The following is a 14790-nucleotide window of genomic DNA, read 5'->3' as shown; positions in this document are numbered from 1 at the left end:
CCACAGGAGAGGCAGACCCCGCATGTCCGGAGACAAGCAGGCTCTCTACGCCGCCCCGCTCGACGGCGAGTGGATCACGCCCCGCCAGGCCGCCGGCCGCGGCGGGGCCCGCGTCCGCCTGATGAAGATCGACGGTGGCGTGGCGCTCGGGGACGCCGCCGCTCCGGAGCGGCCCGCGCTCCGGTACACCGACTCCGAGCTGCGCGCCTTCCTGCAGGGCGCCAAACAAGGGGAGTTCGACCACCTGCTCACCGGCTGAGCGGTCGGTCCCCGGTACCTGCCCCGCCGCCCGTGCCCAGCGAAGCGGCGGGGCCGCATCGTGCCGGGGGCGCCTCCAGACAGGTGTGACGGTCAACGGTGCCACGGTGACACCTTCGGGTGAAAAGTCAGGCTCGCGCTCGCACGCTCGCTCGACCGCATCGCCGAGGCCACCGAACGGACAGCGGAACGCGTCCCGGCGCCCCCGCGGACAGACGCGCCGCGCCAGAGCGCCGAGGACCTGCTCGCCGCCTGGCGGCGCCGGCTGACGGTCACCGATGACGTGTGGGCCGTCGCCGTCCTCCTCGCCCCGGCGCTCGCTGAGCGCGGCGAGGCGCGGCAGAGCGTGGAGGCCATCGCGGAGCGGACCGGGCTCACGCCGGCCCGCGTCCACGACAGCCTCCGGTTCCTGCTGCGGCGCCGGTGCATCCGCCCGGTCGCCGCCGACGGCGGCGCGCCAGTGTACGCCGTTGACCGGTCCTGACCGTCCTGGCGCGTCGTCACCCCGACGCGCCGCTCGGGCTCCGTCCCGTGCCCGCTCACCGGGGCGGAGCCGAGAGCCGCTGTTCCTCAGCCCTTCAGGCCGCCGCTGATCATGTCGAGCCGCCAGAACCGCTGGAGGAAGAGCAGCAGCAGGATCAGCGGTACGACCGAGACGGCGGTCCCGGTGATGGCGATGCCGTACAGTGCCGGCTCGCCCGATCCCTTGGAGAGCAGCGTGTACAGCCCCAGGTTGATCGGGTACTTGTCCTCGTCGGCCAGCATGATGAACGGCAGCAGGAAGTTGTTCCAGATGCCGACGAACTGGAGCATGAAGATCGTGACCATGCCGGGCAGCATCATCGGCAGCGCGATCGAGCCGAAGATACGGTACTCGCTGGCGCCGTCGATGCGCGCCGACTCCAGCGTGGAGTCGGGCACGGAGGCGTCGGCGTACACGCGGGCGAGGTAGATGCCGAACGGCGAGATCAGACTGGGCAGCAGCACGGACCAGTAGCTGCCGACCATGTCGATCTTGGTCATGATGATGTACTGCGGGATCGCCAGCGTCATGCCGGGGATCAGCACGCCGCCGAGGATCGCGTAGAACAGCGCGGTCCGGCCGGGGAAGCGGTACTTGGAGAAGGTGTACCCGGCGAGCGTCGAGATCAGCGTGCACAGCGCCGCGCCGGCTCCGGCGTAGAGCAGGCTGTTGCGGGCCCACGTGGCGTAGGTGCCGTCCTCGTAGGAGAACAGGTCGCGGAGGTTGCCGGCCAGGCCGGTGCCGGGCTGGAACGTGAAGGTCGAGAACAGCTCGGCGCTCGACTTGGTGGCGGCGATCACGACCCAGGCCACCGGCACCAGCGCGTAGAAGGCGCCGATGAGGAGCACCACGGTCGGCAGGATCTTGGCGCGCTGGTGCGGCAGCAGACCCCGGGGGCCAGCGGATCTGTCGGTCACGTGTGTCACTGGATACCTCCGAACGCGCGCCGCTGCGTGACCTTCAGGAGGATCACGGAGACGACCAGGGTGCCGACGGCGAGAACGACCGACCCGGCGGCGGCCATCGGCAGGTCGTCGCGGATGAACCCGTCCCGGTAGATCTGCATCAGCGGCACCCACGTCTCGGAGATCTCCGTCGTCATCGGCCTGAGCATGGTGGGCTCGCCGTAGACCTGGAGGGTGCCGATGAGGGCGAAGAGCCCGGTGAGGACGAGAGCGGGGGCGACGAGCGGCACCTTGATCCGCCAGGCGATGCGCCACTCGGAGCAGCCGTCGATGCGCGCCGCGTCGTACAGCTCCGGCGGGATGCCGCGCAGCGAGGTGTAGATGATGATCATGTTGAACCCGACGCCGCCCCAGATGGCGATGTTGGCGAGCGACGGGTAGATCGCGGCGCCGTCGAGGAACGGGATCGCGTCCATGCCGAGCTTCTCGCTCAGGTAGCTGAACGGGCTCGTGGACGGCAGGTACATGAAGCCCCACATCAGCGAGGCGACCACGCCGGGGATGGCGTAGGGGATGAAGATCGCGGTGCGGGAGAACCGCCTGCCGCGGGAGCTGGCGTTGTCGAGCAGCAGGGCGAACAGCAGCGCCAGGCCGAGGGTGAGCGGCACGGCGATCAGGCCGTAGGCGGCGAGGCGGCCGAAGCCGGCCCAGAAGCCGCTGTCGCCGAGAATCTGGCGGTAGTTAGCGGTTCCGACGAACACCTCGGTGCGGATGCCGAAGACGCCCTCGTCGACGATGCGCAGGCCCTGGGTGCTGAGGTAGACCGCGTAGCCGATGGGTATCGCCATGAAGGCGAGGAACAGCAGGAGCGCGGGTGCCAGGAAGACGAACGGCGCGCTGCTGCCGCGTCGTTTCCTGGCCGAGCCGCCGCGGGCGGCCGTGGTGGAAGCCATGGGTACCCCGTCCGGTGAGTGTCCGGTGCGTGTCCGGTGAGTCGGTGCGGAAGCGTTATCCGGTGACGTTGAAGCCGACGCGTTCCATTTCGTCGACGACCGTCCGGTGCGTGCGCCGCATGGCGTCGGTCAGCGGCGTGTGGTCGCGGATCGCCGCCGACATGGCGTCCTGGTACACGTTGGTTGCCGTGCTGACGTTGGGTCCCCAGGTGATGTCGGGGAGGGTGTGCTCGGCGGCGAAGGAGGCCACCTCCCAGTAGTCCTCCTGTTCCGAGGTCAGCGGCGGCGGGTCGCTGCGGGTGGTCGCTTCCTGCCCGGCCAGGCTGGCGGGGTACTGGCCCCCGGCGATCTGGATCCGGGTGGCGTCGGGGTCGGTGTTCATCCACATCGCGAACTCGGCGGCCTCTTCCGGGTGGTCCGAGTTCTTGGTGACGGCGAGCGCGGTGCCGCCCTGGAGCGCCGCCTCGGGGCCGTCGCCCTCCCAGTGCGGCAAGGGTGCGATGGCCCAGTCACCCGCCTGGTTCTGCGCGATGTTGTACAGGACGCCGGGACCCCACAGGCCGACGGGCCAGCTGAGGATCTGGCCGCGGTTGACGCGGTTGTTCCACTCGGGCGTAAGCAGCGGTTCGGCATTGACGAGATCCCGGTCGATCAGGTCCTGCCAGTACTCGGCGACTCGCATGGTCGGTTCGTCGTCGAGCCCGACCGTCCACTGCCGGTTTTCGACCGACCACCACTGCGCGCCGGCCTGCTGGGCGAGGCCGGCGAAGTTGCCGAACTCCGAGGGAGCGAACGTCGTCAGGTAGCTGTCGGGGTCGGCGTCCCTGATGTCCTGGGCGACCTCGGCGAACTCCTCCCAGGTCCCGGGAACCTCGACGCCGAGTTCGTCGAAGCGCGCCTTGTTGTAGAGCAGCACCATCGGACCGATGTCCTGCGGAATTCCGAAGACCTGGCCCTCGAACCGGGTCATCTGCCAGACCTCGGGCGCGAAGTCGCCGGTGACTTCCTCCGTGTAGTCGGAGATGTCGGCCAGCACGTCGGAGACGATCATCGCGGGAACGGTCGGGTATTCCACGCAGGCGACATCGGGAGCGTTGCCGGCGCGGCTGGCGGTGAGCAGTTTCACCGAGGAATCCGTGCCGCCGCCCGCGTCGGTATGCCGGACCTGAATATGGGAGTGGCTCTCGTTGAACGCCTCGACCTTGGCGGCGGTCGGTTCCCCCCAGCACCAGAAGTCCAGCGTGACGACACCGTCGTCGCCCGAGCCCACGGCACAGGACGCCACCAGCGATGCCGTGGCGGCCCACACGAGCGGCAGGAGGCGGCGCGATACGGCCATGTCTGTCTCCCTCAACCCAGCTGTCCGCCTCGCCGACGGACGACGCCTTGCGCTCTCGCCCGCGCGTTGAGGGCGTCTCCCACAACAGTCGGTTTTGAGCCGGAGTCAAAGTAGAGCACCCGGGCGACGTTGTCACGACCCCTTGTTACAACTTCGCGCAAAAACACTCGCGTCAGCACGTAGAGTAAGTGAATGCGTTTCGACGCAAAGCTCTTCTCGCTGTCGAACGCACGGCCACGCGTTCGACAGAGCACGACCGGGGACGACCGGGGGAAGGCACGGAACCGGCACGGAACGGCGCCTCACGACAACGGACGCCGCCCCACCACCGGCCCCAGCGGCCAGCCGCTGCCATGCGTCCCTGCTATATGCTGCGCGGGTGTTTGCGGCGCCCAGGAAAAGCGTTCGACGGTCCGCGATCGAGGCATGGAACGACGTTTCCCGCCCGGCCCGCCCCATCCTCAGGGAATTGCTCATCGACGGCCCGCGGACCAGAACCGCCCTCGCCCGGAGCCTCGGCCTTTCCACGGGCAGCCTGACCCGCCTCACCAAGCCGCTGGTGCACGCCGGACTTCTCGTGGAACGGGGCACCGTGCACGACCCGGTAAACGGCCGGCCCACCCGTCCGCTCGACATCGTCGCGGACGATTACCACTTTCTCGGCGTGAAACTGACCGCCGACCGCCTCTACGCCGTCGTCACCGACCTGCGCGCCCGCATCGTGGCCGAGGCCGAGGAACCGCTGCCCGACACCTCACCCCGGGCGGTGTGCGCGCTGATCCGGCGCGTGAAGGACCGCCTCGCCAGGACGGCACCGCCGCCCGCCGCCGCCGGCATCACCTTCGGCGGCAGCGCCGTGCCACCCGGAGCCTGCGGCGCCGGGTCCGGGACCGGCTACGACGCCCCGTTCCTCGGCTGGCGCGGCGTCCCGCTCCACGCCCACCTGCGCGAGGCCATGGACATACCGTGCGTCGCCGGCAACGACGTCGCCGCGCTCGCCCACAGCCAGCACTGGTTCGGCGCCGCGCGCGGCCTCGACGCCTTCGCCCTGGTAACCGTCGGCGCCGGCATCGGCTACGCCCTCTTCCTGCACGGCCGCATGGTGACGGTGTCCGAGGACGACATGCGCGAGTTCGCCCACCACGTCCTCGACCCCGGCGGCCCGCTCTGCCCCGCCGGCCACCGCGGCTGCCTGTCCGCGTACCTCGCCACGGACTGCGTGCTCGCCGCCGCCGCTACCGGGCTGCGGCGGCCCGCCACGCTGGAGGAGATCGTCCGCCTGGCCGGCGAGGGCGACCCGGCCTGCCGCCACCTCACCCGGCAGGCCGGCTGGGCCGTGGGCGCGGTCATCGCCACCATCGCCAACCTCACGACCGTCAGGACCGTGATCGTCACCGGCGAGTCGGTCCCGCTCGCGCGCGCCGCCAGCGAGGACGTCGGGCGCGGCATCGCCCACCGCCGGCTGCACGGCCGCGCCTCGCTCGACCACACCCTGCTGCCCGCGCCCTTCACGCAGTGGGCGCGGGGCGGCGCCGTGCAGGCCATCAGGGCGTTCGTGCTGAACGAGCCGGACAGCGGCGCCGCCCCGGCCGGGCGTCAGTCGGCGACCGGCAGGTAGACCCGGTTGCCGGACTCGGCGAACTCCCGCGACTTCGCCAGCATCCCCTCCCGGATCTCCTCCTCGGTCAGCCCCTCAGCCGCACCCTCGGGGCCGAACCGGTCCATCACGTCCCGCGAGATGCGCATCGAGCAGAACTTCGGCCCGCACATCGAGCAGAAGTGCGCCGTCTTCGCGGGCTCAGCCGGCAGCGTCTCGTCGTGGAACTCCCGGGCGGTGTCCGGATCGAGCGAGAGGTTGAACTGGTCCTCCCAGCGGAACTCGAACCGCGCCTTCGACAGCGCGTCGTCCCACTCCCGCGCCCGGGGGTGCCCCTTCGCGACGTCCGCCGCGTGCGCCGCGATCTTGTAGGTGATCACGCCGGTCTTCACGTCGTCCCGGTTGGGCAGCCCCAGGTGCTCCTTGGGCGTGACGTAGCAGAGCATCGCCGTGCCCCACCAGGCGATCATCGCCGCACCGATCCCGGACGTGATGTGGTCGTACCCCGGCGCGACGTCGGTCGTCAGCGGCCCCAGTGTGTAGAACGGCGCCTCGTCGCACAGCTCCTGCTGGAGCTCGACGTTCTCCTTGATCTTGTCCATCGGGACGTGTCCCGGGCCCTCGATCATGGTCTGCACGTCGTGCTCCCGCGCGATGCGCCCGAGCTCGCCCAGCGTGCGCAGCTCCGCCAGCTGTGCCTCGTCGTTGGCGTCCGCGACCGAGCCGGGCCGCAGGCCGTCGCCGAGCGAGAACGTCACGTCGTACTCGCGCAGGATCTCGCACAGCTCGGTGAAGTGTGTGTACAGGAAGTTCTCCTCGTGGTGCGCCAGGCACCACGCCGCCATGATCGAGCCGCCGCGCGAGACGATGCCCGTGACCCGGCGCGCCGTCAGCGGCACGTACCGCAGCAGCACGCCCGCGTGCACCGTCATGTAGTCCACGCCCTGCTCGGCCTGCTCGATCACCGTGTCGCGGTAGACCTCCCAGGTCAGCTTCTCGGCGCGCCCGCCGACCTTCTCCAGCGCCTGGTAGATCGGGACCGTCCCGACCGGCACGGGCGAGTTGCGCAGGATCCACTCGCGCGTGGCGTGGATGTCCTTGCCCGTGGAGAGGTCCATCACGGTGTCGGCGCCCCAGCGGACCGCCCACACCATCTTGTCGACCTCCTCGTCGATCGAGGAGGTCACCGCCGAGTTCCCGATGTTGGCGTTGACCTTCACCAGGAACCTCTTGCCGATGATCATCGGCTCGGACTCGGGATGGTTGACGTTGACGGGCAGCACCGCGCGCCCGGCCGCGATCTCCTCGCGGACCACCTCCGGCTCGACGCCCTCCCGCAGCGCCACGTACTCCATCTCCGGGGTGATCACCCCGCGCCGCGCCCAGGCCAGCTGCGTCACGGCCTTCTTGCCGCTCGCCCGGCGCTCGTTGATCCACGCACGCCGCAGCGGCGGCAGGCCGCGGCGGACATCGGTGTCGATCTCGGGGTCGGTGTACGGACCTGACGTGTCGTACAGCGTCACCTGCCCGCCGTCGGACAGGTGCACGCGCCGCACCGGGACACGGATGTCCGGGCGCGATCCCGTCAGGTAACCCTTGTGCCATGCGGTCATGTGAGACCCACTCCCTACGCCGGCATTACCCGGTAACAGGTTCAGCGGTCGGCGCAGCCTCAGCGCCCTCTCAGCCCCGTGCTCGGAGCTCCCGCGCACTTGCGATCGCACACCACGCTAACGGCACACCACCAGCAAAAACCAGAGCGGCTTGCGGGTTTGGGCGATCATCGGAACGTGACCGGACCCGACGACGCCCCCGCGCGGCCGCACTCCCGCTCCCATCCCCGCCTGCCTCCGCAGACCCCGGCCCACCGCCACACGCACGGTGACTCCCGCAGCCGGCCAGGCGGGCACGCCCACGGCCATGCGCACGGGCACGGCAAGCCGCCGCCCGCCTCCGCCCGGCTCCGGCGCGTCATCACGGCGGTCATCGTCCCGTTCGCCGCCGCCATCGGCATCGGGCTGGTGCTGCTGTGGCCCGGCGGCGCGCCCGAGAAGGAGGGGCACAGCGGCATCGGCTTCGACCAGCAGACCGAGCACGCCCGCGTGACAGCCGTCACCGACGTGGCGTGCGAGGACATCGGCGTGCAGGTGCCCCAAGGCATGGCGGGCCCCTGCCAGGAGGCCACGGTGGAGATCACCACCGGCCCGCACGCCGGACGCACCTACACCGAGATCGTGCCCCCCGACGCCACCCGGAGCTACCACGAGGGCCAGGACGTCATCGTCGCCTACGCGCCCGACGCGCCCGCTGAGCTCCAGTACAGCATCACGGACGTGGACCGCCAGGCGCCGATGCTGCTGCTCGCCGCCGTGTTCGCGCTGGCGGTCGTGGCCGTCGGGCGGCTGCGCGGCGTGCTCGCGCTGGTCGCCCTCGTCGTCAGCTTCCTGGTGCTGACGCTGTTCATCCTGCCCGCCATCCTCCGCGGCTCGAACCCGCTGCTGGTGGCCGTCGTCGGCGGCAGCGTCATCATGCTCGTCACGATGTACGTCACGCACGGCGTCAACGCCCGCACGTCCGTCTCCGTGGTCGGCACCCTCATCTCGCTGCTGCTGATCGGCCTGCTCGGCTCGGCGTTCATCGACTGGGCCAGCCTCAGCGGCAACACCGACGACCAGACCGGCCTGGTCCACGCCCTCTACCCGGACATCGAGATCCGGGGCCTGCTGCTGGCCGGAATCCTCATCGGCTCGCTGGGCGTGCTGGACGACGTGACGGTCACGCAGACGTCCTCGGTGTGGGAGCTGCGGCAGGCCGAACCGGGCGCGAGCTGGCGCAAGACCTACCGGGCGGCGATGCGCATCGGCCGCTCCCACATCGCGTCCGTCGTCAACACCCTGGTGCTGGCCTACGCCGGCGCCGCCCTGCCGCTGCTGCTGCTGTTCACGATCGCGCAGAGCGGCGTGAGCACCGTGGCCTTCAGCGAACTCGTCGCCGAGGAGATCGTCAGGACGCTGATCGGCTCGATCGGCCTGGTCGCCTCCGTGCCGCTGACGACGCTGCTCGCCGCGCTCGTCACCGCCGCCGACCGGCCGGACGCCCGCCCCGCGGCCGCTACCAGCCGCCGCCGGAGGAGGGCCCGCCCGAGGAGGAGATGAACTTCCGCACCGCGAAGATTCCCAGCGCCACCGCGACCGCGGCGAGCACCACCCAGAACACGACGCTGAGCACGAAGGTGACGAGCTTGATCAGCAGCGTGCCGAAGAGAAACAGCACGACGAGCGGGACGGCGAGCCACCGCACCCACCATGGCAGCGCCATGAAGAGCTGCTTCACAGCTCATCTCCCCTTCGTCTCGTCTGTGGACCTGCTCCGCGGTTCGCGGCTTCCGGCACGATGCTAAGCGGCCCGGGTACCCCGGCGGGAGGGCCGCCGCCCCCGGTTGGCCCCTGAGCGTTCCCTGAGACGGACCCTGACGTGTCCGGCCGCCTCAGCCCTCCGGGGGCGAGAAGACGACCATCACGCGCAGGTCCTCGGTGATGTGGTGGAACCGGCTGGGCGTCCCCGCCGGCACGTACACGACGCTGCCGCGCGCCACGACGGTCGTCTCGTCGCCCACCGTCAGCGAGGACCGGCCGCTGACCACGAAGTAGAGCATGTCCTGGCGCTGCGGCTTCTGCGGGTCCTGCTGCCCCGCGTCGAGCGCGTACAGCCCGACCGAGAGATTCCGTTCGCGCAGAAACCGCAGGTAGGCACCGTCGTTCGCCTTGCGCTCGGCCTCCAGTGCGTCGAGCCGGAAAGCCTTCACCGGGGCGCACCCCCTGCCCGGCGACCCGTTCCGTCTGGAACGATCTCAACCATGATGAGCATCCTGTTCAAGTTCATCGCCAACGCCGTGGCCCTGGCCGCCGCGGTCTGGCTGGTGGGCGACATTACCCTCGGAGAGGACGACGCCAGCACCGGCAGCCGTGCCGTCACGCTGGCCATCGTCGCGCTGATCTTCGGCCTGGTGAACCTCATCGTCAAGCCGATCGTGAAACTCTTCTCGCTGCCCCTGCTGATCCTCACGCTGGGGCTCTTCACGCTGGTGATCAACGCGCTGATGCTGATGCTGACGGCCGCGATCGCCGGTGACGCCTTCAACGTCGGCGGCTTCATGCCCGCCGTGCTCGGTGGCCTGATCATCTCGATCGTCTCCTGGGCCGTGAACCTGGTCCTCGACCGCGACTGACCCGCCGACCCGCGAAACCCGACCGAAAACCGACGACAGCTGACCAGAAGAGGGACGTGTTGTACCGCATCAGCTTCGTGTGCACCGGCAACATCTGCCGCTCCCCGATGGCGGCGTCGGTCTGCCGCGCCCAGGTCGCCGAGCGCGGGCTCGGCGACCGGGTGGCGGTCGACAGCGCCGGCACCGACGGCTGGCACGAGGGCGAGCCCGCCGATCCGCGCGCCGAGGCCGTGCTGGCGGCCGCCGGGTACGGCACGGCCCACCGCGCGCGGCAGTTCCAGGCCGAGTGGTTCGAGCGCTACGACCTCGTCGTCGCGCTCGACCAGGGCCACCTGCGCCGCCTGCGGCGGCTCGCCCCCAGCGCCGGCCACGCCGCCCGGGTGCGGCTGCTGCGCTCCTGGGATCCGGCCGCCTCCGGCGACGGCGACCTGGACGTCCCGGACCCGTACTACGGCGACGAGGCAGGCTTCACCGACTGCCTGAAGCTCATCGAGGCCGCCATGCCGGGGCTGCTCGACGAGGTCGAGGCGGGCCTGCCGTGACCGCGCCAGGCCCGCTCGCCGCGCGCATCGGCGCGCTCACCGGCACCACCGTGCGCCGTCTGACGCCCGTGTCCGGCGGCGACATCTGCGACGCCTACCGGGCCGATCTGGACCGCCCGGCGGCCGGCCACGGCGCCGGGCGGACGGTCTTCGCCAAGACCAGGCCCGGCGCGCCCGCCGACTTCTTCGCCGCCGAGGCCGCCGGGCTCGAACGCCTGGGCGCCACCGGCACCGTGGCCGTGCCCGGCGTGCTCGCCGCCGAGCCCGGCCTGCTCGTCCTCACCTGGATCGAACCCGGCGCCCCCACCCCGGCCGCCGCCGAGCGGCTCGGCCGCGACCTCGCCGCCCTCCACAGCACGCCCGCGCCTCACTACGGCGCCACCGGGCCGCTCTACCTGGGCACCGTGCCGCTCACTACGCCCGACCCGCCGCCCGCCGCCCCCGCCGACTGGCCCGCCTTCCACGCCGAGCACCGGCTGCTGCCGCTGCTGCGCATGGCGGTCGACAACGGCGGCATCGGCGCCCGCGACGCCGCCGACGTGGAGCGGCTGTGCGACCGCATCGCCGAGGTCGCCGGGCCGCCGCAGCCGCCGGCCGTCATCCACGGCGACCTGTGGGCGGGCAACATCCTGTGGTCCGACCGCCCCGCCCTCATCGACCCGGCCGCCCAGGGCGGCCACCCCGAGGCCGACCTGGCGTTCCTGGAGGCCTTCGGCACGCCCCACGCCGACCGGCTGCTCGCCGCCTACGAGGAGGTCAGACCGCTGCCGGGCCGCCGCGAGCGCGCCCCGCTCCACCTGCTGCACCACCTCCTCGTCCACGCAGCGCTGTTCGGCGGCGGCTACGGCCGCCAGTGCGGCAGCGCCGCCCGCGCCGCCCTGGGGGCCGCCGCGCCGTGACCGGGGCCGCCCCGTAGCCTCGGGGGATGAGCACGACCCGCGAACCCGCCGGCGGCGCGCCGCACCCGGCGCCTGGTGCCGAGCTGGGCGACGGCACGCGCACCGTGCACGCCGGGCTCCCCGCCGCGACGCCGTACGCGCCCCCGATGCCGGGCCCGGTCTTCGCCGCGCACTACCACCTGCCCGGCGAGGTGGCCGGCGCCCCGTACGCCTACGGCCGCGAGTCCAATCCGACGTGGACCGCGCTGGAGGAGGCCATCGCCGCCCTGGAGTCGCCCGGCGCGGCGGCCGAGGCCGTCGTCTTCCCCTCCGGCCTGGCCGCGACGACCGCCCTGCTCTTCGGCCTGGCCCGGCCCGGCGACGCCGTCGTGCTGCCCGCCGACGGCTACCAGGGGCTGGCCATGGTGCGGGAGCGGCTGGCGGCGTTCGGCGTCGAGGTGCGCACGGCGCCGACGGCCGGCGACGCCCAGCTCGCCGCGCTGGACGACCGGGTGCGGGTGCTGTGGCTGGAGACCCCGAGCAACCCGGGCCTCGACGTGTGCGACATCCGCCGCCTGGCCGCGGCGGCGCGGGCGCGCGGCGCGGTGACCGTCGTGGACAACACGCTCGCCACGCCGCTGGGGCAGCGGCCCCTGGAGCTCGGTGCCGACGTGGCGATGGCCAGCGGCACAAAGGCGTTCAGCGGCCACGGCGACGTGCTGCTCGGCTACGCCGCCACCCGCGAGGCCGCGCTCGCCACGCGGCTGCGGGAGTGGCGCACGGCCACCGGGGCGATCCTCGGGCCGATGGAGGCGTGGCTGGCGCACCGGGGCGTGGCCACGCTCCAGCTGCGCACCCAGCGGCAGGAGGCGGGCGCGCGGGCGGTCGCCGAGGCGCTGCGGGAACGGCCCGAGGTGACCGGGCTGCGGTACCCGGGGCTGCCGGACGATCCCTCGCACGCGCTGGCGGCGCGGCAGATGCGGGGCTTCGGGTGCGTGGTGTCGTTCACGCTGCCGTCGCGGGAGGCCGCCGAGCGGTTCCTCGCCGGGCTGCGGATCATCGGCCAGGCCACGAGCTTCGGCGGGGTCCGCGCCACCGCCGAGCGGCGCGGCCGCTGGGGCGGCGACCCGGTGCCGGAGGGGTTCATCCGCCTGTCGGCCGGGATCGAGGACCCCGGCGACCTGGTCGCCGACGTGCTCCAGTCCCTCGCGCGGCTGTGACCGGGCGGGCCGGGCCGCGACGGCTCAGCGGCGGCTGAACCAGTCCTCGGGCCGGGAGGGCGCGGCGGCGCCGCGGCGTTCGGCCTCCTCCAGGGCGCGCCGGGCCTGGGCCCGCCACGCCTCGGCGTCCGCCGCGGCCGGGGCCGACGCGACCGGCCCGGAGACCACCGGCGGCGGCGCCGCGGCGGCCGGGACCGGTTCCGGCGCGGCGTCCGGCGCCGGGGCGGGAGCCACCGGGGGCGGAGCCGGTGCTGCCGGTACTTCCGGCACCGCCGGTGCCGCCGGTGCCGCGGGCGGCGGGGCCGGGACCGCCCGCCCGCGGGCCCGCCGCTGCTCGGCTTCGCGGGCCGCGCCGAAGAAGTCACCGCCCTTGCGCCGGTAGTCGTCGGTGCCCCAGTCGCGTTCCCGCGCCGCCCGGCCCTCCACCTTCGCCAGCCGCGGGATGTGCTTGGCGCAGTGGATGTACGCCTCCTCGACCTCCAGCCGCACCCACACCTGGGCCCGGCGCCCCGGCACCGTCTCCTCCGGCAGCTCGGGGTGGCGGGCCCGCATCTCGGCGTCGGGCACGATCCGGGCGCGCCCGTTGATGTGCAGCCCGATCCGCGCCCGTTCGAAGTCGATGAGCAGCAGCGCGGCGTGCGGGTTCTCCGCGATGTTGCCGAGCGAGGCGTGCACGCCGTTGCCCCGGTACTCGGGGAAGACGAGGGTGCGCTCGTCCACGACGTGCAGGAAGCCGGGCGGACCGGCGCGGAAGGAGTTGTCGCACTCGCCGTACCGGTCGGAGGTGGCCAGGAAGAACATCTCCTGCGCGGCGACGAACTCCCGCATCCGGTCGTTGAGGTAGTCCAGCACCTGCTCGTCGTAGAAGCGTTCGGCGCGCTCCCGCGTCCCGAGCTTCAGCTGGAGGGCGTGCTCACCGTCGCTGCCGGGCAGTCGCCGGTCGCCGCCGGCCGCCGCGCCGTTGTGGTCCATTGCTGCCATGCCTCGCGATCCGTCACTTTCCCAGCGTCAGAGTTCCCATGAAGTCGTGCCGGATCCGCTCCCGCGGCATGCCGCTCGACACCAGCGCGTCCACGCTCTTGCGCACCATCTGCGGCGGGCCCGACAGGTAGCCGTCGAAGCCGCTCCAGGGCCCGGACTCGCGCACGGCGTCCGGCAGCTGGCCGCGCAGGCCGCGGTGGGCGGGCGAGGCCACGACCGGGCGCACCGTCAGCCACGGGTGGCGCCGTTGCAGCGCGGTGAACGACTCCAGGTCGTAGAGGTCGGCGTCGCGGTTGGCCCCGAAGAACACCTCGACCCGGCGGCGGCTGCCGTGCTCGGCGACGTCCTCCACCAGCGCCTTGATCGGCGCGATGCCCGTTGAGCCGCCGACCAGCAGCAGGCCGGTGCCCGAGGAGTGGTCGATGGTCATGGATCCGGAAGGCGGCCCGAGCCGCAGCACATCGCCGGGTCTGGCCCGGTGGACGAGCGCGTTGGAGACCCACCCGGCGGGGACGGCCTTGACGTGGAAGGAGAGCAGGCCGTCGGGGCGGGGGGAAGAGGCGAAGGAGTAGTTGCGCCACACGCGCGGCCACCACGGCGTCTCCAGCGCCGCGTACTGCCCGGCCCGGTACGGGTAGGGCTGGTCGGGCCGGACGGTGAGGACGGCGACGTCGCGGGTGCGGCGCTCGTGGCTGACGATCTCGGCGTTCCACCAGGCCGGGGCGCGCAGTTCGTCCTCCGCCGCCGCGTCGATCATCGTCTGCGACATCACGGTGTAGGCGCGGGCCCAGGCCGCCTCCGCCTCGGGGCTCCAGGTACGGCGGGCGAAGCGCTCGAGCGCAAGCATCAGGCATTCGCCCAGCAGCGGATAGTGCTCCGGACGCGTGCCGTATTTGCGGTGACCGCGCCCGAGATGCGTCAGATACTCCTCAAGCGCCTCGGCGTCGTCGATGTGTTCGGCGGTGGTGAGAAGCGCCGCGAATAGCCGGTCGCGCTGCGCGTCCATCGCGGCGGGGAACATATCCCGCAGCTGCGGATTATGGAGAAAGAGCAGCGCGTAAAAATACGAGGTCAGCTGGTCGGCGACGGGCTCGATCTCCTCGAGCGTGCGTCTGATCAGTATCGCGTCCGGCGAGGGGCGCCGCCGTCCGCCGAGGCTTTCGGGGAGCCCGCTCGGGTAATCCCCGCCCGTGGTGGCGGCGCCGTCGTCGGCCGATATCGCGGTCATGACCCTGCCTTGCCTTCATCGCTGTACGGTTGCCCAGCGTGCCAGCCGGCTCACCCGGAATGGATGAGCCCCTGGATTCCGGGCTCGCAGCACCCCCGCGTCATCTAAACTGAACGGCCCCATCGCGCCGCCCGGATG

At 72.3% G+C, this 14790-nt stretch carries 16 protein-coding genes and 1 riboswitch; of the genes, 8 read left to right on the top strand and 8 right to left on the bottom strand.

Going from position 1 to position 14790, the window contains the following annotated elements; translation table 11 throughout:
• Positions 1–22 precede the first annotated feature (22 nt).
• Positions 23–259 carry a DUF397 domain-containing protein gene (locus JK356_RS05680; RefSeq protein WP_201866413.1) on the top strand — a complete coding sequence of 79 codons (237 nt, stop codon included), beginning with the start codon at positions 23–25 and terminating at the stop codon, positions 257–259.
• Positions 260–541: 282 nt separating this feature from the next.
• Positions 542–742 (top strand): hypothetical protein, encoded by a 201-nt coding sequence (locus tag JK356_RS05675; RefSeq protein WP_201866412.1) that lies wholly within the window; start codon positions 542–544, stop codon positions 740–742.
• Positions 743–828: 86 nt separating this feature from the next.
• On the opposite strand, the gene JK356_RS05670 is transcribed toward JK356_RS05675, so the two are convergent.
• From JK356_RS05670 to JK356_RS05660, 3 genes are read right to left on the bottom strand one after another with little or no spacing between them, the layout of a single operon-like run.
• Entirely contained in the window at positions 829–1698 is an 870-nt protein-coding gene (locus tag JK356_RS05670; RefSeq protein WP_201866411.1) for a carbohydrate ABC transporter permease, read from the bottom strand.
• Between the two features lie 5 nt (positions 1699–1703).
• Positions 1704–2639 (bottom strand): carbohydrate ABC transporter permease, encoded by a 936-nt coding sequence (locus JK356_RS05665; RefSeq protein WP_201866410.1) that lies wholly within the window; start codon positions 2637–2639, stop codon positions 1704–1706.
• Between the two features lie 55 nt (positions 2640–2694).
• A complete protein-coding gene (locus JK356_RS05660) occupies positions 2695–3978 on the bottom strand; it encodes an ABC transporter substrate-binding protein (protein ID WP_201866409.1) in 1284 nt (427 codons plus the stop codon).
• Positions 3979–4447: 469 nt separating this feature from the next.
• On the opposite strand from JK356_RS05660, the gene JK356_RS05655 reads away from it, so the two are divergent.
• A complete protein-coding gene (locus JK356_RS05655) occupies positions 4448–5596 on the top strand; it encodes an ROK family transcriptional regulator (protein WP_201866408.1) in 1149 nt (382 codons plus the stop codon).
• Here the strand turns inward: JK356_RS05655 and thiC are convergent.
• Positions 5575–7188 (bottom strand): phosphomethylpyrimidine synthase ThiC, encoded by a 1614-nt coding sequence (thiC, locus tag JK356_RS05650; RefSeq protein ID WP_201866407.1) that lies wholly within the window; start codon positions 7186–7188, stop codon positions 5575–5577. The two genes, JK356_RS05655 and thiC, sit on opposite strands and share 22 nt — an antisense overlap.
• Positions 7183–7293: riboswitch (TPP riboswitch) on the bottom strand. Its footprint overlaps the gene before it by 6 nt.
• Positions 7294–7365: 72 nt before the next feature.
• On the opposite strand from thiC, the gene JK356_RS05645 reads away from it, so the two are divergent.
• The gene (locus JK356_RS05645) at positions 7366–8730 is read left to right on the top strand and encodes a YibE/F family protein (protein WP_374100611.1); all 1365 of its coding nucleotides are present in this window, start codon (positions 7366–7368) and stop codon (positions 8728–8730) included.
• Here JK356_RS05645 and JK356_RS05640 read toward each other — a convergent pair.
• Together JK356_RS05640 and JK356_RS05635 are read right to left on the bottom strand one after the other, a co-directional pair.
• Positions 8687–8908 (bottom strand): DUF5326 family protein, encoded by a 222-nt coding sequence (locus tag JK356_RS05640; RefSeq protein WP_307815419.1) that lies wholly within the window; start codon positions 8906–8908, stop codon positions 8687–8689. The genes JK356_RS05645 and JK356_RS05640 overlap by 44 nt on opposite strands.
• A 154-nt stretch (positions 8909–9062) precedes the next feature.
• Positions 9063–9380, bottom strand: a complete 318-nt coding sequence (locus JK356_RS05635; protein ID WP_201866406.1) for a cupin domain-containing protein — start codon at positions 9378–9380, stop codon at positions 9063–9065.
• A gap of 51 nt (positions 9381–9431) precedes the next feature.
• Between JK356_RS05635 and JK356_RS05630 the strand changes: the two genes are divergently transcribed.
• From JK356_RS05630 to JK356_RS05615, 4 genes are read left to right on the top strand one after another with little or no spacing between them, the layout of a single operon-like run.
• Positions 9432–9803, top strand: a complete 372-nt coding sequence (locus tag JK356_RS05630) for a phage holin family protein (RefSeq protein WP_201866405.1) — start codon at positions 9432–9434, stop codon at positions 9801–9803.
• A 56-nt stretch (positions 9804–9859) separates the two neighbouring features.
• On the top strand, positions 9860–10345 hold the full coding sequence (locus JK356_RS05625; protein ID WP_201866404.1) for a low molecular weight protein-tyrosine-phosphatase: 486 nt from the start codon (positions 9860–9862) through the stop codon (positions 10343–10345).
• Positions 10342–11244, top strand: coding sequence for a fructosamine kinase family protein (locus JK356_RS05620; RefSeq protein ID WP_201866403.1), 903 nt, complete (start codon positions 10342–10344; stop codon positions 11242–11244). Before JK356_RS05625 ends, JK356_RS05620 begins: the two co-directional genes overlap by 4 nt.
• A gap of 26 nt (positions 11245–11270) precedes the next feature.
• A complete protein-coding gene (locus JK356_RS05615; protein ID WP_201866402.1) occupies positions 11271–12443 on the top strand; it encodes a cystathionine gamma-lyase in 1173 nt (390 codons plus the stop codon).
• 24 nt (positions 12444–12467) lie between these two features.
• Here JK356_RS05615 and JK356_RS05610 read toward each other — a convergent pair whose 3' ends face one another.
• Together JK356_RS05610 and JK356_RS05605 are read right to left on the bottom strand one after the other, a co-directional pair.
• Positions 12468–13424, bottom strand: coding sequence for a pyridoxamine 5'-phosphate oxidase family protein (locus JK356_RS05610; protein ID WP_236670768.1), 957 nt, complete (start codon positions 13422–13424; stop codon positions 12468–12470).
• 13 nt (positions 13425–13437) lie between these two features.
• Positions 13438–14652, bottom strand: coding sequence for a globin domain-containing protein (locus JK356_RS05605; RefSeq protein ID WP_201866401.1), 1215 nt, complete (start codon positions 14650–14652; stop codon positions 13438–13440).
• Positions 14653–14790 lie beyond the last annotated feature (138 nt).

This window comes from Streptomyces sp. 7-21, from assembly GCF_016741785.1.
GTDB lineage: Bacteria > Actinomycetota > Actinomycetes > Streptomycetales > Streptomycetaceae > Streptomyces.
This window is presented reverse-complemented; position numbering and strand designations above follow the sequence as displayed.